Annotated in this window: 28 protein-coding genes, 2 tRNA genes and 3 rRNA genes; all 33 read left to right on the forward strand. The window is 47.8% G+C overall.

What is annotated here, in order from left to right; genetic code table 11:
- Positions 1-20: 20 nt before the first annotated feature.
- The gene (gene rplC / locus NL324_RS02215; RefSeq protein WP_253306148.1) at positions 21-650 is read left to right on the forward strand and encodes a 50S ribosomal protein L3; all 630 of its coding nucleotides are present in this window, start codon (positions 21-23) and stop codon (positions 648-650) included.
- A 17-nt stretch (positions 651-667) separates the two neighbouring features.
- Positions 668-1,273, forward strand: a complete 606-nt coding sequence (gene rplD, locus NL324_RS02220; protein ID WP_253306149.1) for a 50S ribosomal protein L4 — start codon at positions 668-670, stop codon at positions 1,271-1,273.
- Positions 1,270-1,572, forward strand: coding sequence for a 50S ribosomal protein L23 (gene rplW, locus NL324_RS02225; RefSeq protein ID WP_253306150.1), 303 nt, complete (start codon positions 1,270-1,272; stop codon positions 1,570-1,572). Before rplD ends, rplW begins: the two co-directional genes overlap by 4 nt.
- A 19-nt stretch (positions 1,573-1,591) precedes the next feature.
- On the forward strand, positions 1,592-2,413 hold the full coding sequence (gene rplB, locus NL324_RS02230) for a 50S ribosomal protein L2 (protein WP_253306151.1): 822 nt from the start codon (positions 1,592-1,594) through the stop codon (positions 2,411-2,413).
- A gap of 24 nt (positions 2,414-2,437) precedes the next feature.
- Positions 2,438-2,716: a 30S ribosomal protein S19 gene (gene rpsS, locus NL324_RS02235; protein WP_253306152.1), complete on the forward strand. Its 279-nt coding sequence runs from the start codon at positions 2,438-2,440 to the stop codon at positions 2,714-2,716.
- A 12-nt stretch (positions 2,717-2,728) separates the two neighbouring features.
- Positions 2,729-3,061: a 50S ribosomal protein L22 gene (rplV, locus tag NL324_RS02240; RefSeq protein WP_253306153.1), complete on the forward strand. Its 333-nt coding sequence runs from the start codon at positions 2,729-2,731 to the stop codon at positions 3,059-3,061.
- Between the two features lie 17 nt (positions 3,062-3,078).
- Positions 3,079-3,780 (forward strand): 30S ribosomal protein S3, encoded by a 702-nt coding sequence (rpsC, locus tag NL324_RS02245; protein ID WP_253306154.1) that lies wholly within the window; start codon positions 3,079-3,081, stop codon positions 3,778-3,780.
- Positions 3,781-3,792: 12 nt separating this feature from the next.
- Complete coding sequence (gene rplP, locus NL324_RS02250) at positions 3,793-4,206, forward strand: 50S ribosomal protein L16 (protein ID WP_253306155.1); 414 nt, start codon at positions 3,793-3,795, stop codon at positions 4,204-4,206.
- The gene (rpmC, locus tag NL324_RS02255; RefSeq protein WP_253306156.1) at positions 4,203-4,403 is read left to right on the forward strand and encodes a 50S ribosomal protein L29; all 201 of its coding nucleotides are present in this window, start codon (positions 4,203-4,205) and stop codon (positions 4,401-4,403) included. The genes rplP and rpmC overlap by 4 nt, the downstream gene beginning before the upstream one ends.
- A complete protein-coding gene (rpsQ, locus tag NL324_RS02260; RefSeq protein ID WP_253306157.1) occupies positions 4,393-4,647 on the forward strand; it encodes a 30S ribosomal protein S17 in 255 nt (84 codons plus the stop codon). Before rpmC ends, rpsQ begins: the two co-directional genes overlap by 11 nt.
- A 107-nt stretch (positions 4,648-4,754) precedes the next feature.
- A complete protein-coding gene (gene rplN, locus NL324_RS02265) occupies positions 4,755-5,126 on the forward strand; it encodes a 50S ribosomal protein L14 (protein WP_253306158.1) in 372 nt (123 codons plus the stop codon).
- Positions 5,127-5,137: 11 nt separating this feature from the next.
- Positions 5,138-5,452 (forward strand): 50S ribosomal protein L24, encoded by a 315-nt coding sequence (rplX, locus tag NL324_RS02270; RefSeq protein WP_253306159.1) that lies wholly within the window; start codon positions 5,138-5,140, stop codon positions 5,450-5,452.
- Positions 5,453-5,473: 21 nt separating this feature from the next.
- Positions 5,474-6,031, forward strand: coding sequence for a 50S ribosomal protein L5 (rplE, locus tag NL324_RS02275; protein WP_253306160.1), 558 nt, complete (start codon positions 5,474-5,476; stop codon positions 6,029-6,031).
- A gap of 3 nt (positions 6,032-6,034) precedes the next feature.
- The gene (rpsN, locus tag NL324_RS02280) at positions 6,035-6,340 is read left to right on the forward strand and encodes a 30S ribosomal protein S14 (protein WP_253306161.1); all 306 of its coding nucleotides are present in this window, start codon (positions 6,035-6,037) and stop codon (positions 6,338-6,340) included.
- Between the two features lie 33 nt (positions 6,341-6,373).
- Positions 6,374-6,766, forward strand: coding sequence for a 30S ribosomal protein S8 (gene rpsH / locus NL324_RS02285; protein ID WP_253306162.1), 393 nt, complete (start codon positions 6,374-6,376; stop codon positions 6,764-6,766).
- A 15-nt stretch (positions 6,767-6,781) separates the two neighbouring features.
- Complete coding sequence (gene rplF, locus NL324_RS02290) at positions 6,782-7,318, forward strand: 50S ribosomal protein L6 (protein WP_253306163.1); 537 nt, start codon at positions 6,782-6,784, stop codon at positions 7,316-7,318.
- A 9-nt stretch (positions 7,319-7,327) separates the two neighbouring features.
- On the forward strand, positions 7,328-7,681 hold the full coding sequence (rplR, locus tag NL324_RS02295) for a 50S ribosomal protein L18 (protein WP_253306164.1): 354 nt from the start codon (positions 7,328-7,330) through the stop codon (positions 7,679-7,681).
- Positions 7,682-7,695: 14 nt separating this feature from the next.
- Entirely contained in the window at positions 7,696-8,196 is a 501-nt protein-coding gene (gene rpsE, locus NL324_RS02300; protein ID WP_253306165.1) for a 30S ribosomal protein S5, read from the forward strand.
- A 5-nt stretch (positions 8,197-8,201) separates the two neighbouring features.
- A complete protein-coding gene (gene rpmD / locus NL324_RS02305) occupies positions 8,202-8,399 on the forward strand; it encodes a 50S ribosomal protein L30 (protein ID WP_253306166.1) in 198 nt (65 codons plus the stop codon).
- Positions 8,386-8,820 carry a 50S ribosomal protein L15 gene (gene rplO, locus NL324_RS02310; protein ID WP_253306167.1) on the forward strand — a complete coding sequence of 145 codons (435 nt, stop codon included), beginning with the start codon at positions 8,386-8,388 and terminating at the stop codon, positions 8,818-8,820. The genes rpmD and rplO overlap by 14 nt, the downstream gene beginning before the upstream one ends.
- A gap of 11 nt (positions 8,821-8,831) precedes the next feature.
- The gene (secY, locus tag NL324_RS02315; RefSeq protein ID WP_253306168.1) at positions 8,832-10,130 is read left to right on the forward strand and encodes a preprotein translocase subunit SecY; all 1,299 of its coding nucleotides are present in this window, start codon (positions 8,832-8,834) and stop codon (positions 10,128-10,130) included.
- Positions 10,131-10,175: 45 nt separating this feature from the next.
- Complete coding sequence (gene rpmJ, locus NL324_RS02320; RefSeq protein ID WP_253306169.1) at positions 10,176-10,289, forward strand: 50S ribosomal protein L36; 114 nt, start codon at positions 10,176-10,178, stop codon at positions 10,287-10,289.
- 141 nt (positions 10,290-10,430) lie between these two features.
- Positions 10,431-10,787 carry a 30S ribosomal protein S13 gene (rpsM, locus tag NL324_RS02325; RefSeq protein WP_253306170.1) on the forward strand — a complete coding sequence of 119 codons (357 nt, stop codon included), beginning with the start codon at positions 10,431-10,433 and terminating at the stop codon, positions 10,785-10,787.
- A gap of 16 nt (positions 10,788-10,803) precedes the next feature.
- Positions 10,804-11,193, forward strand: coding sequence for a 30S ribosomal protein S11 (rpsK, locus tag NL324_RS02330; RefSeq protein ID WP_253306171.1), 390 nt, complete (start codon positions 10,804-10,806; stop codon positions 11,191-11,193).
- A 30-nt stretch (positions 11,194-11,223) separates the two neighbouring features.
- Positions 11,224-11,844, forward strand: coding sequence for a 30S ribosomal protein S4 (gene rpsD / locus NL324_RS02335; protein WP_253306172.1), 621 nt, complete (start codon positions 11,224-11,226; stop codon positions 11,842-11,844).
- 29 nt (positions 11,845-11,873) lie between these two features.
- Positions 11,874-12,863 (forward strand): DNA-directed RNA polymerase subunit alpha, encoded by a 990-nt coding sequence (locus NL324_RS02340; RefSeq protein WP_253306173.1) that lies wholly within the window; start codon positions 11,874-11,876, stop codon positions 12,861-12,863.
- Between the two features lie 39 nt (positions 12,864-12,902).
- On the forward strand, positions 12,903-13,292 hold the full coding sequence (rplQ, locus tag NL324_RS02345) for a 50S ribosomal protein L17 (protein WP_253306174.1): 390 nt from the start codon (positions 12,903-12,905) through the stop codon (positions 13,290-13,292).
- A gap of 240 nt (positions 13,293-13,532) precedes the next feature.
- Positions 13,533-15,078 (forward strand): 16S ribosomal RNA (locus NL324_RS02350).
- A 118-nt stretch (positions 15,079-15,196) separates the two neighbouring features.
- Positions 15,197-15,273: transfer RNA gene (locus tag NL324_RS02355), tRNA-Ile, on the forward strand.
- Between the two features lie 10 nt (positions 15,274-15,283).
- A tRNA-Ala gene (locus tag NL324_RS02360) sits at positions 15,284-15,359 on the forward strand.
- Positions 15,360-15,500: 141 nt separating this feature from the next.
- Positions 15,501-18,432, forward strand: a 23S ribosomal RNA gene (locus tag NL324_RS02365).
- A 76-nt stretch (positions 18,433-18,508) separates the two neighbouring features.
- Positions 18,509-18,624: ribosomal RNA gene (rrf, locus tag NL324_RS02370) — 5S ribosomal RNA — on the forward strand.
- The 16S, 23S and 5S rRNA genes sit together here with 2 tRNA genes alongside, the layout of an rRNA operon.
- 107 nt (positions 18,625-18,731) lie before the next feature.
- Positions 18,732-19,646 carry an SDR family oxidoreductase gene (locus tag NL324_RS02375; protein WP_253306175.1) on the forward strand — a complete coding sequence of 305 codons (915 nt, stop codon included), beginning with the start codon at positions 18,732-18,734 and terminating at the stop codon, positions 19,644-19,646.
- Positions 19,647-19,653: the final 7 nt, after the last annotated feature.

The raw sequence follows: 19,653 nt of genomic DNA on the forward strand, positions 1-19,653 counted from the left end.
GCTTAAAAAGGTTAAAAAAAATGATTGGTTTGATCGGCCGTAAAGTTGGCATGACCCGTATCTTCACCGAAGAAGGTGTTTCCATCCCGGTGACGGTGATTGAAATCGAAGCCAACCGGGTTACTCAGGTTAAAACAGTAAAAAATGATGGGTACTGCGCTATCCAAGTGACCACTGGTAGTAAAAAAGCTAGCCGACTCAATAAGCCAGAGGCGGGTCATTTTGCCAAAGTCAGCGTACCGGCAGGCCGTGGCCTGTGGGAATTCACCATGACCCCTGAAGCGAGCTTTGTCGTTGGTCAAGCGATCAGTGTTGAACAGTTTGCTAACGTCAAGAAAGTGGATGTCACGGGCACCTCTAAAGGAAAAGGGTTCGCCGGCGCTGTTAAGCGTTGGAATTTTCGTACCCAAGATATGTCGCACGGGAACTCTTTGTCACATCGAGCACCGGGATCCATTGGTCAAAACCAAACGCCAGGTCGTGTCTTTAAAGGTAAAAAAATGGCAGGTCATTTGGGTGCGGAGCGAGTCACGGTGCAGAGCTTGGAAATAGTACGTGTGGATGCTGAGAAAAACCTATTGTTGGTCAAGGGCGCGGTCCCCGGTGCAACTGGAGGAGACTTGATTGTGAAACCGGCTGTCAAGGCGTAACCTCCGAGGAGATAGGAATGGAATTAGCAATACAAGATGCGCCTAATACTCTAAAGGTCGCTGAAACAATTTTTGCGCGTGATTTTAATGAAGCGCTCATACACCAAGTCTTCGTTGCCTATCAGGCGGGTGGACGCCAAGGAAGCCGAGCTCAGAAAAGCCGGTCTGAAGTGACTGGATCCACTAGGAAACCCTGGAAACAAAAAGGCAGTGGTCGCGCCCGGGCCGGTTCAGTTAAAAGCCCTTTATGGCGTTCTGGTGGGGTCACTTTTGCCGCCAAGCCTCAAAATTATGAGCAGAAAGTCAATAAAAAGATGTACCGCGGCGCCTTGCGGAGTATCCTCTCGGAGTTAGTGCGTCAAGGGCGCCTAGTGGTTGTGGAGGCCTTCACGGTAGAAGCACCAAAAACCAAGCTATTGGTGCAGAAACTCAAAGCAATGGCCTTAGACAACGTGCTCATCGTCACCAACGTGTTGGATAAAAATTTGCTGTTAGCCACTCGTAATTTAACGACAGTAGATGTTTTGGAGGTGGCAGCGCTCAATCCATTGAGCTTAATCACCTTTGATAAAGTGCTCATGACCACCGAAGCCGTCAGTCAACTTGAGGAACTATTAGCATGATCTCCGAAGAGCGTTTACTGAGGGTGTTACGTAGTCCGCATATCTCTGAAAAAGCGACTAGGGTTCATGAGAAAAACAACACCGTTATTTTTAAAGTTGCTAAAGAGGCCACTAAAGCGCAGATCAAAGCAGCGATTAAAAAGCTGTTTAGTACTGACGTGCAGTCTGTTCAGACTTTAATCGTCAAAGGAAAAGTCAAACGGCGTGGTGGTCGAGTAGGACGTTGTAGTGATTGGAAAAAAGCCTACGTGACCTTAAAAGCCGGTCAGTCCATAGCGTTGCCCGACGGTACGCAGTAAGTCGAAGGAATAGAACAAGATGGCTGTTATTAAATGTAAGCCGACCTCCCCAGGCCGCCGTCATATGGTTAAGGTCGTCAACCCTGAACTGCATAAGGGAAAGCCGCATGCGCCGTTACTGCAAAAAAAGAGTAATACCGGCGGCCGTAACAACCATGGACGGATCACCACACGCCATATCGGTGGGGGACATAAAAAGCATTATCGTCTGATCGATTTTAAAAGAAATAAAGATGGCATTTCGGCGGTCGTTGAACGTCTGGAGTATGATCCCAATCGCTCGGCCAATATTGCGCTAGTGCTCTACAAAGATGGTGAACGTCGTTATGTCTTGGCCCCTAAAAATTTAAAGGCTGGATCACTCATTCAATCCGGCAATGATGCCCCTATCAAAATTGGTAATGCCTTGCCGATGCGCAATATCCCAGTTGGCAGCGTGGTCCACAATGTGGAAATGAAGCCAGGGAGAGGCGGGCAGTTAGCCCGATCAGCCGGTGCTTATGTACAGCTGGTCGCGCGTGAAAACGCTTACGTCACGTTGCGTTTGCGCTCAGGTGAGATGCGCAAGGTGTTGGCAGATTGCCGAGCCACGATTGGTGAAGTCGGCAATGCAGAGCATATGTTGCGTGAGCTGGGTAAAGCAGGGGCTAGTCGTTGGCGTGGTATTCGTCCGACCGTTCGCGGTACGGCAATGAATCCGGTGGATCACCCGCACGGTGGGGGGGAAGGTCGTAACTTTGGTAAACACCCCGTCACTCCCTGGGGTGTGCAGACTAAAGGTAAAAAGACCCGCCATAACAAGCGTACTGATAGCTATATCCTACGCCGCCGTAGTCAATAATTGTTTAATTTTAGAGGATAACGCATGCCACGTTCTCTCAAGAAAGGTCCCTACATTGACCTGCACTTGCTGAAGAAGGTAGAGAAAGCGGTGGAAAGCGGAGATAAAAAGCCGATTAAAACCTGGTCTCGTCGTTCGATGGTCATTCCACAAATGATTGGTTTAACGATAGCTACCCACAACGGTCGCCAGCATGTGCCGGTCTTCGTCTCTGAAGAGATGGTAGGGCACAAGCTGGGTGAGTTTGCACCGACCCGTACGTATCGTGGTCATGCAGCTGACAAAAAGGTTAAGAAGCGCTAATAAGGACCTGAGATGGAAACTATCGCTAAACATCGTTACGCGCGCACCTCTGCTCAGAAAGCGCGGTTAGTTGCTGATTTGGTTCGTGGCAAGCGGGTTGCACAAGCCCTAGATATTTTGACCTATACCAATAAAAAGGCGGCTGATCTCACCAAAAAAGTGGTGGAATCTGCCATTGCCAATGCTGAACACAATGCTGGCGCAGATATCGACGAGCTGACAATCACTAAAATTTATGTTGATGAAGGCCCCAGTATGAAACGCACCCTGCCAAGGGCTAAAGGGCGCGCTGATCGCATCTTAAAGCGCACAAGCCACATCACTGTGGTTGTGTCTGATCGCTGAAACTCTGGAGAATCATCATGGGCCAGAAAGTCCATCCAATTGGTATGCGACTGGGTATTGTAAAACCCTGGAACTCTACCTGGTATGCTAATAGTAAAGACTTTGCTGACAACTTGGACAGCGATTTTAAATTGCGTCAATTTTTAAATAAAAAATTAGCCAAAGCGTCAATCTCGCGGATTACCATCGAACGTCCAGCGAAAACAATCCGCGTGACCATTCACACGGCTCGTCCTGGTATCGTCATTGGTAAGAAAGGCGAGGATATTGAGAAACTCAGGCAAGCTATTGGCGATATTGCGCAGGTTCCAGCGCAAGTCAATATTGCTGAAGTCCGTAAACCGGAACTAGATGCCAAGTTAGTCGCTGATAGCATCGCATCGCAATTAGAGCGGCGGATTATGTTTCGTCGTGCCATGAAGCGTGCAGTACAAAATGCTATGCGGGTTGGTGCTAAAGGGATCAGGGTGCAGGTGAGTGGCCGTCTAGGCGGTGCAGAAATTGCACGTACAGAGTGGTATCGAGAAGGGCGTGTTCCTTTACATACACTCCGTGCCGATATTGATTATAGCCTCAGTGAGGCGCATACCACCTATGGAATCATCGGGGTCAAAGTGTGGATCTTTAAGGGTGAAATCTTAGGCGGCATGGTAGCTTCTCAGCAGACTGAAAAGCCTGCGGTGCAGCCGAAGAGACAACATCGTAAAGGCCGTAAGTAAGGGGATTCTAGGATGTTGCAACCAAAACGCACCAAATTTCGTAAAATGCAAAAAGGTCGCAATCGCGGCTTGGGAAAAGGTGTCGAGGTCAGTTTCGGCACCTTCGGTTTAAAAGCAGTGGATCGAGGACGTTTGACTGCTAGGCAAATTGAAGCGGCCCGTCGTGCCATGGTTCGGGGCATTAAACGTCAAGGAAAAATCTGGATTAGAGTCTTTCCTGACAAGCCCATCACCAAGAAGCCTTTAGAGGTTCGGATGGGAAAAGGGAAAGGAAGTGTTGAGTATTGGGTCGCTTTAGTGCAACCTGGCAAGATGCTGTATGAAGTCGGCGGTGTTTCTGAAGAGTTGGTACGTGAGGCCTTTAGGCTAGCGGCTGCAAAATTACCGATCAAAACCACGTTTGTCTCCAAGGCGGTGATGTCATGAAAGCCTCTGTATTACGAGAACAGAGTGCTGAAGCCTTGCAAGCGCAATTATTGGAACTACTGCGTGAGCAGTTTAATCTGAGAATGCAAAAAGCTTCAGGCCAAATGAAACAGCTCAACCGGTTAAGAGAGGCACGGCGTGATGTGGCCCGTATTAAGACAATTCTGACGCAAAAAAAGGTGCAGGATGAGCGATAAAATTCGTACGCTACAGGGCGCAGTGGTCAGCAATAAAATGCAGAAATCTATTGTGGTCGCCATTCAGCGTAAAGTGAAACACCCCTTATATGGCAAGTTTATTCAACGTACCACCAAACTGCAGGCGCATGATGAAGATAACGCCTGTAGTATTGGGGACGTTGTTGAAATTCGCCAATGCCGGCCATTGTCTAAAAATAAGTCCTGGGCCTTGGTGAGTATTGTGGAAAAAGCGCCGTTATAGTCAGACTGTAACGGAAACAGCAGCAAAACAGTACTGTGATCATTGCAGTTTAAGCAGCGCTGTGAAAAGCAAGTAGTTTTACTCATGGACAAGCGTGGAGTTTTAACATGATCCAAGAACAGACGATGTTGACAGTAGCGGACAACTCTGGTGCACGTCGCGTCATGTGTATTAAGGTTCTGGGTGGTTCACGCCGTCGTTATGCCGCTGTCGGTGATGTTATTAAGATCACCATAAAAGAGGCTATCCCACGCGGAAAAGTTAAAAAAGGGGACGTTCTCAAAGCGGTGGTCGTGCGCACTCGCAAGGGAATACGTCGCCCAGATGGCTCGGTGCTGCGTTTCGATTCCAATGCGTGCGTTTTGTTAAGTAACAATAATGAGCAGCCCATTGGAACCCGTATTTTCGGACCGGTCACGCGTGAACTGCGCTCTGAGAAATTTATGAAAGTAATCTCTTTGGCCCCGGAAGTACTATAAAGAGGCGATGCATGGCAACCAAAATTCGCAGTAATGATGAAGTCATCGTATTAGCAGGCAAAGACCGTGGTAAGCGGGGACGAGTGACCCAGGTACTGCCGACAGGCAAGGTCATTGTCGAGAATGTTAATTTAGTTAAAAAACATCAAAAACCAGTACCAGCGCTAGGAATTTCAGCCGGTATTGTTGAGAAAGAGGCTGCTTTGCAGGCCTCTAATGTTGCGCTATTTAATGCAGCGACTGGTAAAGCGGACCGGGTTGGTTTTCGTTTTGAAAACGACAAAAAAGTGCGTTTTTTTAAATCTAGTGGCGAAACGATCAAATAATGGTTAACGGTGGGGTAAGTAATGGCGAAACTGCATGATTATTACAAAGAACAGGTAGTCCAACAGTTAAAAGAACAGTTTGGCTATGCCTCTGTCATGCAAGTCCCGAGGATTGATAAAATCACTTTGAACATGGGTGTCGGCGCAGCAGTTGCGGATAAGAAAATATTAGAGAGTGCAGTGGCTAGTCTAGCAGCTATTTCAGGGCAAAAACCAGTGGTGACCAAAGCCCGTAAATCGGTTGCAGGCTTTAAAATTCGCCAAGGGTACCCGATTGGTTGTAAGGTCACCTTGCGGAAAAAGCTAATGTGGGATTTTCTTGAACGTTTAAATACCATTGCAATCCCACGGATACGTGACTTTCGTGGTTTAAGCCCAAAGGCATTTGATGGCCGGGGTAACTACAGTATGGGTATCCGTGATCAGACCATTTTTCCCGAAATAGATTATGATGGCGTGGATAAGCAACGAGGTTTAGATGTCACGATTTCGATCATCGCGCGCTCTGATAAAGAAGGCCATGCATTATTAGCTGCCTTTAATTTTCCGTTCCGTAAAGAAGAAAAGAAGGTAGAGTAACTCATGGCTAAGCAGTCAATGAAAGCACGTGAAGTGAAGCGTACTCAATTGGTTAAAAAGTTTGCTACGAAACGTGCCGAGCTTAAGGCTATTATCTCTGATAAGGCTATTAGCGAAGAGAGTCGCTGGAGTGCTGTTTTAAAATTACAGCTGTTGCCGCGTGACTCCAGTCCTAGCCGTCAGCGGCATCGTTGTCGTCAGACTGGCCGGCCCCATGCTTTTTTGCGACAGTTCGGTCTATCACGAATCAAGGTGCGTGAAGCCGCCATGCGCGGTGAGATACCTGGCTTAAGAAAATCAAGCTGGTAAGGCCACCGCTTCAATCATGGGAGTTAAATATAGATGAGCATGCAAGATCCGATTGCGGATATGCTGACCCGCCTCCGTAATGGTCAATCAGCGAATAAGAGCGTAGTCACTATGCCCGCTTCTAAGTTAAAACTGGCGATTGCTCAGGTTTTAAAAGCAGAGGGTTACATTAAAGATTTTGTAACAACAGACACCGTTAAGCCGTCTCTAGAAATTACTTTGAAGTATTTCGAAGGGCAACCGGTACTAGAAACCATTCAACGGGTCAGCCGACCCGGGTTACGCATCTACAAAAAGAGAGATGAGCTGCCCAAAGTGATGGGGGGGTTAGGGATTGCTGTTGTTTCAACCTCCAAAGGGATCATGACTGATCGTGCAGCACGCCAAGCCTGTTTAGGTGGCGAAATTATCTGTTACGTCGCCTAATGTGGAGATTAAAGCATGTCTCGAATTGCTAAGGTACCGGTGACCCTTTCAGCCGCTGTAGAGGTCACGCTAAATGGTCAACAGATCACTGTAACGGGTCAGCGGGGGACGCTCATGCGTACGCTGCATTCTGCGGTAATGATTGAGCAGAAGGATGCCAGCCTCCATTTTTCATTACAGGCTGGTGAGGCTAGCCAAGCTAAGGCTCAAGCGGGTACGGCTCGCTCTTTGGTGAATGCCATGGTGGTCGGGGTTACTGATGGGTTTAGTAAAAAATTGCAATTGGTCGGCGTTGGCTATCGTGCTCAAGTGAAAGAGGGAATGGTTCACTTGAGTTTAGGTTATTCACATCCTATTGAGCACGTATTGCCTAAGGGTATTACGGCTGAATGCGCAACGCCGACTGAAATTGTCGTCAAGGGTATTGATAAGCAGCTGGTTGGCCAGGTTGCTGCAGATTTGCGGGGCTATCGCCCTCCAGAGCCTTACAAAGGCAAGGGAGTTCGTTATGCCGATGAAACTGTACGGCTTAAAGAGGCTAAGAAGAAGTAAGGTGATGCTATGAATAAAAAAGCTGCTCGTATTCGTCGTGCAATGCGGACGCGTTGTACTATAAAAAGGCTGGTTGCGATCCGGTTACTGGTGCATCGTACCCCTCGTCATATTTATGCACAAGTGATTGCTGCTAACGGCTCAGAGGTTCTAGCGTCTGCTTCTACCGCCGAGAAAGGCATTAAAGAGCAGTTGAAGTATACTGGAAACAAAGCGGCGGCAGTCATAGTTGGTCGTTCGATTGCTGAGCGTGCGTTAGCAAAGGGTGTTCAGCAGGTGGCTTTTGATCGTTCTGGTTTTCAGTATCATGGGCGTGTTCAATCGTTAGCCGACGCGGCTAGAGAAGCAGGCCTCCAGTTTTAAAGTAGAGAATAAACATGGCACGTATCGAAAAGCAAGTAGGTGATCTACAAGAGAAGCTGATTACGGTAAATCGGGTTTCTAAGACAGTAAAAGGCGGTCGAATTTTTAGTTTTACCGCGTTAACAGTAGTGGGTGACGGCAATGGTCGCGTTGGTTTTGGTTATGGCAAAGCGCGTGAAGTGCCTGCTGCTATTCAAAAAGCCATGGAGAAAGCCCGCAGGAATATGTTGAGTATCGTACTGAACAACGGCACTTTACAACATACTATCAAGGGAAGTCATACAGGCTCGCAAGTATTTATGCAGCCTGCCTCTGAAGGGACCGGGATCATCGCTGGTGGCGCTATGCGGGCACTGCTAGAAGTGGCCGGCGTGCATAATGTATTGGCTAAAACCTATGGCTCTACCAATGCTGTCAATGTCGTCCGTGCCACAGTGGATGCCTTAAGGAAGATGAAGACTCCTGAATTAGTGGCGGCTAAACGGGGTAAAACCGTTGAGGAAATTTTAGGATAACCACCATGAAAAATCTCCTGGCAATCACCCAAACTAAAAGTGCCATTGGGCGCCTACCAAAACACAAAGCGACTTTACAGGGGTTAGGGTTGCGACGGATTAATCACACGGTGGTCCGTTTAGACACGCCTGAGATACGGGGAATGGTCAATCAAGTGTCCTATATGGTTAAAGTAGAGGAGCAAGCTGATGCACTTAAATAGTCTCTCGCCAGCACCAGGGGCTAAGCAAGCTGCAAAGCGCTTAGGTCGTGGGATAGGATCAGGACTGGGCAAGACCTCTGGAAAGGGGCATAAAGGCCAGAAGGCTCGTGCGGGCGGCAAAGTGAGACGTGGCTTCGAAGGGGGGCAGACGCCTCTGCATCGTCGCTTACCGAAATTTGGTTTTACGTCTCAAAAAGCACTCCTCACTGCGGAAGTCCGGCTATCCAGCTTAAACCGATTAGCAGATACTGTCATTGACTTAGAGTGTCTGAAAACGGCTAACCTGATCGACCGCAATATCAAGTTTGTTAAAATTATCGCCTCAGGAGCGATCGAGCGTGCCATCACAGTACGTGGCTTGCGTTCAACCAAAGGGGCTAAAGCAGCTATCGAAGCGTTAGGCGGCAGCGTCGAAGGGTAGGTTTAAATAGTATGAAAAAGCCAGTGATTAAGCACCAGCACACTCAAAATCATGTCAGCGAACTAGCGTTTCGCTTATTGTTTGTTTTTGGCATGATCATTGTATTCCGTGCAGGTTCTTTTATTCCAATCCCTGGCGTTAATGTGGCCGTGTTGACGTCATTGTTTGAGCAGCAGCGCGGCACGATCGTTGAAATGTTTAATATGTTTTCTGGCGGCGCACTCAGGCGGGCATCGATTTTCTCCTTAGGTATCATGCCTTATATCTCAGCCTCTATCATCGTACAGCTACTAACGGTGGTGCATCCAGCCTTTATTGAATTGAAAAAAGAGGGAGAGTCTGGCCGGCGAAAAATAAGCCAATATACCCGGTATGGTGCTTTTATTTTGGCTATCTTTAATGCGGTTGGAATTACCGTTGGACTGCCCAAAATGGTTCCTGGCCTCGTGCTTGATCCTAGTTTTAGTTTTTACTTTGTAGCCACGGTGAGTTTAATCACCGGGACGATGTTCCTGATGTGGTTGGGCGAGCAGATCACTGAGCGTGAAGTCGGTAATGGTGTTTCACTCATTATCTTTACTGGGATTGTTGCCAACCTGCCACCGACTATTATCGAAACGATAGAGCAGGCGCGTCAAGGTGAGATAGGCATTCTGCTGCTGTTGTTGATTGCTGTCATGATGTTTTTAGTGACCTATTTTGTGGTCTTTATTGAGCAGGGACAACGGAATATTACCATCCATTATCCAAAGCAGCAGCAAGGAAGACGTGAATCATTAGCGCGTACCACCCCATTGCCGCTTAAGGTCAACATGGCAGGGGTTATCCCCGCAATTTTTGCCTCTAGTCTTATTTTGTTTCCTGGGACTTTAGCGAAGTGGTTTAGTAACAGTGCTCACTTGACGTGGTTATCTAAATTATCACTGATGTTACAACCGGGTCAGCCACTGTATGTCATGCTGTACGCTGCAGCGATTATTTTTTTCTGCTTTTTTTATACAGCCTTGGTATTTAATCCACGAGAGATGGCCAATGAATTGAAAAAGCAGGGAGGGCTGATAATGGGTATCCGTCCTGGAGAACAGACCGCACGCTATATTGATAAAATAATGACGCGTTTAACATTGATTGGTGCTTTTTATATTAGCTTTATTTGTCTTATTCCTGAATTCTTGATGATTGCTCGAAAGGTACCGTTTTACTTTGGAGGAACTTCCCTGTTAATTGTTGTGGTGGTCATTATGGAGTTTATGACTCAAATTAAAACACAACTCATGAATTACCAGTACGGTCCAGTAATCAAAAGATAGCATGATTAAAAATGTTTCTATTATAGAATTTTGAGAGGTCGAGTGATGAAAGTACGTGCTTCTGTAAAAAAATTGTGCCGTCACTGTAAAGTGATTAAGCGGCATGGTATTGTGCGGATCATTTGTGAAGAGCCCAAGCATAAGCAGCGCCAAGGGTAGTTTTGGATGTTTTTTCTTGCAAACTGACCGTTTATTGGTTAGATTGTGCGGTCAATTTTTAACGGTTAGTAGCACAGGTACGGGATCTTAAAACGGGCTTTCCAGACCGGTGTTACTTCAATAAAATTATAGGAGTGCCTAGTGGCCCGTATAGCAGGCATTAACATTCCTGATCAAAAGCATGCTTTAATCGCTTTAACAGCTATTTATGGCATTGGCATCAGCCGTTCTCAAAAGATCCTCGATGAGACGGGTGTGGCAGTGCACGCTAAGATCAGTGAGTTATCTGAAGAGCAGATTGATAAATTGCGTAATGCGGTTGCTAACTATACCGTAGAGGGTGATCTGCGACGTCAGGTTACGTTAAGTATCAAACGATTGATGGACCTAGGCTGTTATCGTGGTTTACGGCATCGTCGAGGTCTACCAGTGCGTGGACAACGGACCAAGACCAATGCACGGACTCGTAAAGGGCCGCGTAAAGCGATTAAAAAGTGATAAGAGCGATTGAATAATGGCAAAAGTCCCCGTTCGTACCCGTAAACGAATCAAAAAGCAGGTTGCTGATGGAATGGCGCATATCCACGCCTCGTTTAACAATACTATTGTTACCATCACTGATCATCAGGGCAATACACTTGCCTGGGCAACCGCTGGTGGATCGGGTTTCCGTGGTTCACGTAAGTCGACGCCATTTGCCGCACAAGTGGCTGCCGAGCGCTGCTCGGAAATGGTTAAAGAGTTTGGCATGAAAAACTTAGAAGTGATGGTCAAAGGCCCTGGTCCAGGCCGCGAGCCTACCATTCGCGCATTGAATGCAGCGGGTTTTCGAATCACTAATATTACTGACGTGACGCCCATTCCTCACAATGGCTGTCGCCCGCCGAAAAAGCGCCGTGTTTAGTGTCGCTGTGCATTAAGTTGGAGAAGCAAGATGGCTAGATATTTGGGCCCAAAGCTCAAGTTAAGTCGCCGTGAAGGCACGGATCTGTTTTTATTGTCAGGTGTCCGTGCATTAGAAAGCAAATGTAAAGCGGATATGCCGCCGGGACAACATGGAGCCCGTAAACCAAGGCTGTCTGACTACGGGGTTCAGCTGCGTGAAAAACAGAAAGTTCGTCGAATGTACGGCCTGTTAGAGCGGCAGTTTCGTAATTATTATAAGAAAGCTGCCAGCCTCAAGGGCAATACAGGTGAAACATTATTGCTATTATTAGAGGGACGGTTGGATAACGTGGTTTATCGGATGGGGTTTGGTGCAACGCGTGCAGAGGCGCGTCAAATGGTCAGTCATAAATCAGTGTTGGTCAACGATCGGATTGTTAATATCGCTTCTTTCCAAGTCTCTTCTAATGATGTCATTAAAGTACGAGAAAAAGCTAAGAAGCAGCTACGTATTAAAGCAGCTCTAGAGTTAGGAGAGCAGCGGGAAAGACCAGTTTGGCTGGAAGTCGATGTCAGCAAAATGGAAGGGGTTTTTAAACGGTTACCTGAGCGCTCCGATCTCTCTGCAGACATCAATGAGCACTTGATAGTTGAACTCTACTCCAAGTAGAGCAGCGTACCAAATTTAGAGGGGACACAATGCAGGGGTCTGCAACCGAGTTTCTTAAGCCACGTTTGGTCGATATTGAGCAAATCAGCCCAACCCATGCGAAGGTGACGCTTGAGCCATTGGAACGTGGTTTTGGTCATACGCTTGGTAATGCGCTACGTCGTATTTTGCTCTCATCAATGCCGGGCTGTGCAGTCACTGAAGTAGAAATTGAGGGGATACTGCATGAGTACAGCACTAAAGAGGGGATCCAGGAGGACATCTTAGAGCTACTGCTCAATTTGAAAGGATTGGCAGTTAAATTAAAGAGTGGTGATGAAGCTTTTCTATACCTTAAAAAAAGTGGTATTGGGTTAGTCACAGCGGCCGATATTAAGCCAAATAATGATGTTGAGATTGTTAACCCTCAACAGGTTATCTGTCATCTGACCGATGAACAAGCTGTTCTGAATATGCGCATTAAGATTCAGCGTGGACGCGGTTATGTCCCCGCAGCTTCTCTGTTGCAGGCTGAAGTGATGGAACGCCCAGTGGGTTGTCTATTGGTAGATGCTTGTTATAGCCCTATTGAACGGATTGTTTATACGGTTGAAGCGGCCCGGGTTGAGCGGCGTACGGATTTAGACAAACTGATCATTGAAATGGAAACCAATGGGGTGATCAATCCTGAGGAGGCCATTCGTCAGGCAGCGACTATTTTGGCTGAGCAGTTGGAGTCCTTTGTTGATCTTCGGGATATTCGGCAACCAGAGGTTAAAAAAGAGAAGCTTGACTTTGATCCCATTTTATTGAGAACCGTGGATGATCTTGAATTAACCGTACGGTCTGCTAACTGTCTGAAGGCAGAGGCGATTCACTATATTGGTGATCTCGTCCAGCGCACGGAAGTGGAACTGCTGAAAACCCCTAATTTAGGGAAAAAATCGTTGACAGAGATCAAGGATGTTTTAGCTTCACGAGGCCTGTCATTGGGAATGCGTCTGGAAAATTGGCCACCCAGCAGCATGGTTGAACATTAAAAACGTTGTAGAATTCACTGGTTTAAGAAAGGTAGCGCTATGAACCATCGTAACAGTGGTCGTAAATTAAATCGTACTAGCAGTCATCGACAAGCCATGTTGTGCAACCTAGCCAGTGCTTTAGTGTCCCATGAGTTGATTAAGACAACACTGCCGAAAGCCAAGGAGCTGCGTCGAGTGATTGAACCGCTAATCACCTTAGCTAAGCGGGGTGGATTGGCTAAGCGTCGTTTAGTTGTTGCACGGCTGCGGGATAGAGCAGCCATGACTAAATTATTTGATGAGTTAGCCCCTCGTTTTGCCACGCGTCCTGGTGGGTACACGCATATTTTAAAGTGTGGCTTCCGGGAGGGGGATAATGCTCCAATGGCTTATATTGGTCTGATGGATCGTCCGGGAACGGCTGAACCGATGGTGGATAACCATTAGTTTTTTCGAATGACAGCAGATAATCTCAACAAAAAGCTTGCACTATTCCATTCACCTTCTATAATGCAGCCTCTTCGTTAGAAAGCGAAACCGCTCGGTAAGAGCAGCGTTTTTTAGCAAGAGAGATGGTAGTAGATGGCTAACAGTTCTTTAAAAAATTGACAAACAATCTATGTGGGCACTTAATTTTGAGTGACTTCTGCGTTGTAGGACTGAAGGGTTTTACGATGAATAGAAGTTAAATTGAAGAGTTTGATCATGGCTCAGATTGAACGCTGGCGGCAGGCCTAACACATGCAAGTCGAACGGTAGCGGGGGGAGTTTAGGCTCTCTGCCGACGAGTGGCGGACGGGTGAGTAAAGTCTGGGGATCTGACTAATGGAGGGGGATAACCACTGGAAACGGTGGCTAATACCGCATGAACTCTGAGGAGCAAAGGGTGGGACCTACGGGCCACTTGCCATTAGAGGAACCCAGATGAGATTAGCTAGTAGGTGGGGTAACGGCTCACCTAGGCGACGATCTCTAGCTGGTCTGAGAGGATGACCAGCCACACTGGGACTGAGATACGGCCCAGACTCCTACGGGAGGCAGCAGTGGGGAATATTGCACAATGGGCGAAAGCCTGATGCAGCCATGCCGCGTGTGTGAAGAAGGCCTTCGGGTTGTAAAGCACTTTCAGCGGGGAGGAAGTGGGTGGGGTTAATAGCCTGATTCATTGACGTTACCCGCAGAAGAAGCACCGGCTAACTCCGTGCCAGCAGCCGCGGTAATACGGAGGGTGCGAGCGTTAATCGGAATTACTGGGCGTAAAGGGCTTGTAGGCGGTTGATTAAGTTAGGTGTGAAATCCCTGGGCTCAACCTAGGAATGGCATTTAAGACTGGTGAGCTAGAGTGCTGTAGAGGGGGGTAGAATTCCAGGTGTAGCGGTGAAATGCGTAGAGATCTGGAGGAATACCGGTGGCGAAGGCGGCCCCCTGGACAGTGACTGACGCTGAGGAGCGAAAGCGTGGGGAGCAAACAGGATTAGATACCCTGGTAGTCCACGCTGTAAACGATGTCGACTTGGAGGTTGCGGACTTTGTTCTGTGGCTTCCGGAGCTAACGCGTTAAGTCGACCGCCTGGGGAGTACGGCCGCAAGGTTAAAACTCAAATGAATTGACGGGGGCCCGCACAAGCGGTGGAGCATGCGGTTTAATTCGATGCAACGCGAAGAACCTTACCTACTCTTGACATCCAGAGAAGATTGCAGAGATGTGATTGTGCCTTCGGGAGCTCTGAGACAGGTGCTGCATGGCTGTCGTCAGCTCGTGTTGTGAAATGTTGGGTTAAGTCCCGCAACGAGCGCAACCCCTATCCTTTTTTGCCAGCACGTTATGGTGGGAACTCAAAGGAGACTGCCGGTGACAAACCGGAGGAAGGTGGGGATGACGTCAAGTCATCATGGCCCTTACGAGTAGGGCTACACGCGTGCTACAATGGCTAATACAAAGGGCTGCGAACCAGCGATGGTGAGCGAATCTCATAAAGTTAGTCATAGTCCGGATTGGAGTCTGCAACTCGACTCCATGAAGTAGGAATCGCTAGTAATCGCGAATCAGAATGTCGCGGTGAATACGTTCCCGGGCCTTGTACACACCGCCCGTCACACCATGGGAGTGGGCTGTACCAGAAGTGGGTTGCTTAACCTGAAAGGGAGGGCGCTTACCACGGTGTGGTTCATGACTGGGGTGAAGTCGTAACAAGGTAACCGTAGGGGAACCTGTGGTTGGATCACCTCCTTACTGAAGTTAAAAGCAGGTGCTACGACGTAGGGTGATGAGAAGTTGAGTGCTCACAGAGATTGTTTGTTAGGGGTTATGCCAGAAGTCAGATAAAAACCTGATTTCTAATGTCTGAAGTGGGTCTGTAGCTCAGGTGGTTAGAGTGCACCCCTGATAAGGGTGAGGTCGGTGGTTCGAGTCCACCCAGACCCACCATCATTGACTTGGGGCTATAGCTCAGCTGGGAGAGCGCCTGCCTTGCACGCAGGAGGTCAGCGGTTCGATCCCGCTTAGCTCCACCATGTATTTAGAAAGCAGAAAGCAGAAAACAGGAGTCAGAGGTTGGGGTATGGGAGAGCCTGTATTGTGATCTGTGATTTTTGTGAGTTCTTTAACAATTTGGATATTAGCGATATAGCCCTGAAGGTTATTGTGGGTTGTAGGGTTAAGTGACTAAGCGTACACGGGGGATGCCTAGGCAGTCAGAGGCGAAGAAGGACGTACTACTCTGCGAAAAGCGTTGGCGAGCTGAGAAGAAGCGTTTGAGTTAACGATGTCCGAATGGGGAAACCCACCGTTATTGGACGGTATCTGCACTTGAATAGATAGGGTGTAGAGGCGAACCTGGGGAACTGAAACATCTCAGTACCCAGAGGAAAAGAAATCAATTGAGATCTCCTGAGTAGTGGCGAGCGAAAGGGAGAGAGCCCGGAGTCTGTATGTAGTGATGTTATAGGGGAATGGTCTGGAAAGGCTGGCGATAGAGGGTGATAGCCCCGTACCTGAAATGGCGTGACTATTTGGACTCGAAGAGTAGGGCGGGACACGAGAAATCCTGTTTGAAGAAGGGGGGACCATCCTCCAAGGCTAAATACTCCTGACTGACCGATAGTGAACGAGTACCGTGAGGGAAAGGCGAAAAGAACCCCGGGAGGGGAGTGAAATAGAACCTGAAACCGTGTACGTACAAGCAGTGGGAGCTGAGGAGTAATTTGGTGACTGCGTACCTTTTGTATAATGGGTCAGCGAGTTATGTTGAGTGGCGAGGTTAACCGTTAGGGGAGCCGTAGGGAAACCGAGTCTTAACAGGGCGAATTAGTCGCTTGATATAGACCCGAAACCCGGTGAGCTAGCCATGTGCAGGTTGAAGGTTGGGTAAAGCCAATTGGAGGACCGAACCGACTACTGTTGAAAAAGTAGCGGATGACGTGTGGCTAGGGGTGAAAGACCAATCAAACCGGGAGATAGCTGGTTCTCCCCGAAAGCTATTTAGGTAGCGCCTTGCGGGTAATTGTTGGGGGTAGAGCACTGTTTCTGTGAGGGGCCAACCTTGGTTACCGAGCTGATGCAAACTACGAATACTGACAAATTTTACTGCAGGAGACACACGGCGGGTGCTAACGTTCGTCGTGGAGAGGGAAACAACCCAGACCGCCAGCTAAGGTCCCGAAGTGATGGCTAAGTGGGAAACGAGGTGGTAAGGCGAAGACAGCCAGGATGTTGGCTTAGAAGCAGCCATCATTTAAAGAAAGCGTAATAGCTCACTGGTCGAGTCGGACTGCGCGGAAGATTTAACGGGGCTAAAGCCATCCACCGAAGCTGCGGCATTGGGTGGTGTTGAGTGATTGACACTGCCTGATGGGTAGGGGAGCGTTCTGTAGGCTGTTGAAGGTGAGCTGTGAGGCGAGCTGGAGGTATCAGAAGAGCGAATGCTGACATGAGTAACGATAAAGCGGGTGAAAGACCCGCTCGCCGAAAGACCGAGGGTTCCTGTCCAACGATTTTCGAGGCAGGTTGAGTCGACCCCTAAAGCGAGGCCGAAAGGCGTAGTTGATGGACAACGGGTTAATATTCCCGTACTTGTTGTAGCTGCGAAGGGGGGACGAAGGGAGCTAGGCTATCCAGGCGTTGGTAACCCGCGAGGGGGAACCTGGTTCAAGCGTATAGGTGGAGTGTGTAGGAAAATCCGCACATTTGTGAACACTGAGGCGTTAAGACGAGGCTTTTAGGAGCTGAAGTAGTTGATGCTGGACTTCCAGGAAAAGCCTCTAAGCGAAAGGCTATGATGAATCGTACCGCAAACCGACACAGGTGGTCAGGTAGAGAATACTAAGGCGTATGAGAGAACTCGGGTGAAGGAACTAGGCAAAATGGTGCCGTAACTTCGGGAGAAGGCACGCCTGCTGGGGTGATGAGCTGAGACGCTTTGAGCTTTGGCGGGTCGCAGAGACCAGGTGGCTGCAACTGTTTAATAAAAACACAGCACTCTGCAAACACGTAAGTGGAAGTATAGGGTGTGACGCCTGCCCGGTGCCGGAAGGTTAATAAAAGGGGTTATCTGCGAAGAGAAGCTCTGGATTGAAGCCCCGGTAAACGGCGGCCGTAACTATAACGGTCCTAAGGTAGCGAAATTCCTTGTCGGGTAAGTTCCGACCTGCACGAATGGCGTAATGATGGCCACGCTGTCTCCACCCGAGACTCAGTGAAATTGAAATTGCTGTGAAGATGCAGTGTACCCGCGGCAAGACGGAAAGACCCCGTGAACCTTTACTATAGCTTGACATTGGTCATTGAACTTTGATGTGTAGGATAGGTGGGAGGCTGAGAGCTGTAGACGCCAGTCTGCGGGGAGCCGTTGTTGAAATACCACTCTTTGAAGTTTGATGTTCTAACTTGTTGCCGTTAACCGGGATAAGGACAGTGTCTGGTGGGTAGTTTGACTGGGGCGGTCTCCTCCCAAAGAGTAACGGAGGAGTGCAAAGGTGGGCTAATCACGGTCGGACATCGTGAGGTTAGTGCAAAGGCAAAAGCCCGCTTAACTGCGAGACGGACGAGTCGAGCAGATGCGAAAGCAGGTCTTAGTGATCCGGTGGTTCTGAATGGAAGGGCCATCGCTCAACGGATAAAAGGTACTCCGGGGATAACAGGCTGATACCGCCCAAGAGTTCATATCGACGGCGGTGTTTGGCACCTCGATGTCGGCTCATCACATCCTGGGGCTGAAGTAGGTCCCAAGGGTATGGCTGTTCGCCATTTAAAGTGGTACGCGAGCTGGGTTTAGAACGTCGTGAGACAGTTCGGTCCCTATCTGCCGTGGGCGTTGGATGATTGAGGGGAGCTATTTCTAGTACGAGAGGACCGAAATGGACGCACCGCTGGTGTACGGGTTGTCACGCCAGTGGCATCGCCTGGTAGCCAAGTGCGGAAGAGATAACCGCTGAAAGCATCTAAGCGGGAAGCTTGCCCCAAGATGAGTCATCCCTGAGCGAAAAGCTCTGGAAGGGTTGTTGAAGACGACGACGTTGATAGGCTGGGTGTGTAAGTTCGGTAATGAATTGAGCTAACCAGTACTAATAGCCCGAGAGGCTTAACCCTACAACACCAGAGTGACTTTAGGGGCAGGGAGTTATCGCTAATATCCAGAGGTGGTTAGAGTGTTTGTATTTATTTGCTTGGTGGCAATAGCGCGATGGACCCACCTGAATCCATTCCGAACTCAGAAGTGAAACGTTGCAGCGCCGATGGTCGTGTGGGGTCTCCCCATGTTAGAGTAGGTCACCGCCGAGCAAATAAACACAGCCATTCAGTCAAAACTAGATCAACACCCCCTTCAAAACCCCTTCAAATCAAGAAGTAATTTTTTTGTTGTATTAGGCCTTTGTTTGCAGTACTGTATGCGCCTGATTTTACAAATAGATAACCTATCAATGTGTATTAATAGATCAAAATCATACATTCTTACATCCAGAATACGCTATATTGTTAATAGTAGAGTATTGCTGGCACTCTGTATTTCTTTATTTTATTTAACGGTTCAGGCTAATTCCAATAATACTGTGATGGTCACAGCCAGTACCGGTGAATTAGGACAAAAAATTTCTCTTCATCTCGCCTCAGAGGGCTATGACTTAATACTGACTGGTAGAAGTCAGGAAAAATTATCCGATTTAAAAAATGAGATTAATAAAAAATACAAAAATATAGCTATAACAACTGAAGTAATAGAGTTTACAGATACGAAAACAATTGAAAATACCGCCAAAAAAATCCCCGTCAACTCCCTTAAAGGTCTGGTCCTTATCGGTCCTAGACCACTTTTAAGCAAGGAGAATATTCCTAATAAGCCAGCGTGGTCGAAAGCATTTTTGGAATGTTTTATCGGTCCTCTTGAAGTTGTAAAGTTATTTAATTTACATATTCAGCCTAAGGGTAGTCTTGTGGTTATTGCAGGCAATACCTCGAGAAATTATATGCCAAATTATCCTAATACTAACGTGATACGTCTTGCCTGGATTGGTGAAGTTAAAAATCTAGTGCACTTTTTTGCTGAACGAAAAATTCGCGTTAATGCTGTTTCTCCTGGCCCTCTATTAACTCAATTTCACATCAAAAGAATAGAAGAACAGGCAATTTCAAAAAATATTTCCTTTGAAGAGCAGCTCTCTAAAAATGCAGCATTGATACCCTTAAAATCTTATGGAAAACCAGAAGATTTGGCAAAATTAGTATCGTTTATGATTTCTGATCACTCAACACACTTAAACGGTGCTAATATTCCTCTTGATGGTGGTGAGTCACAGGCTTATTAGAGCACTA

It is taken from the genome of unidentified bacterial endosymbiont (assembly GCF_918320885.1).
In the GTDB taxonomy this organism is placed as follows: domain Bacteria; phylum Pseudomonadota; class Gammaproteobacteria; order Enterobacterales.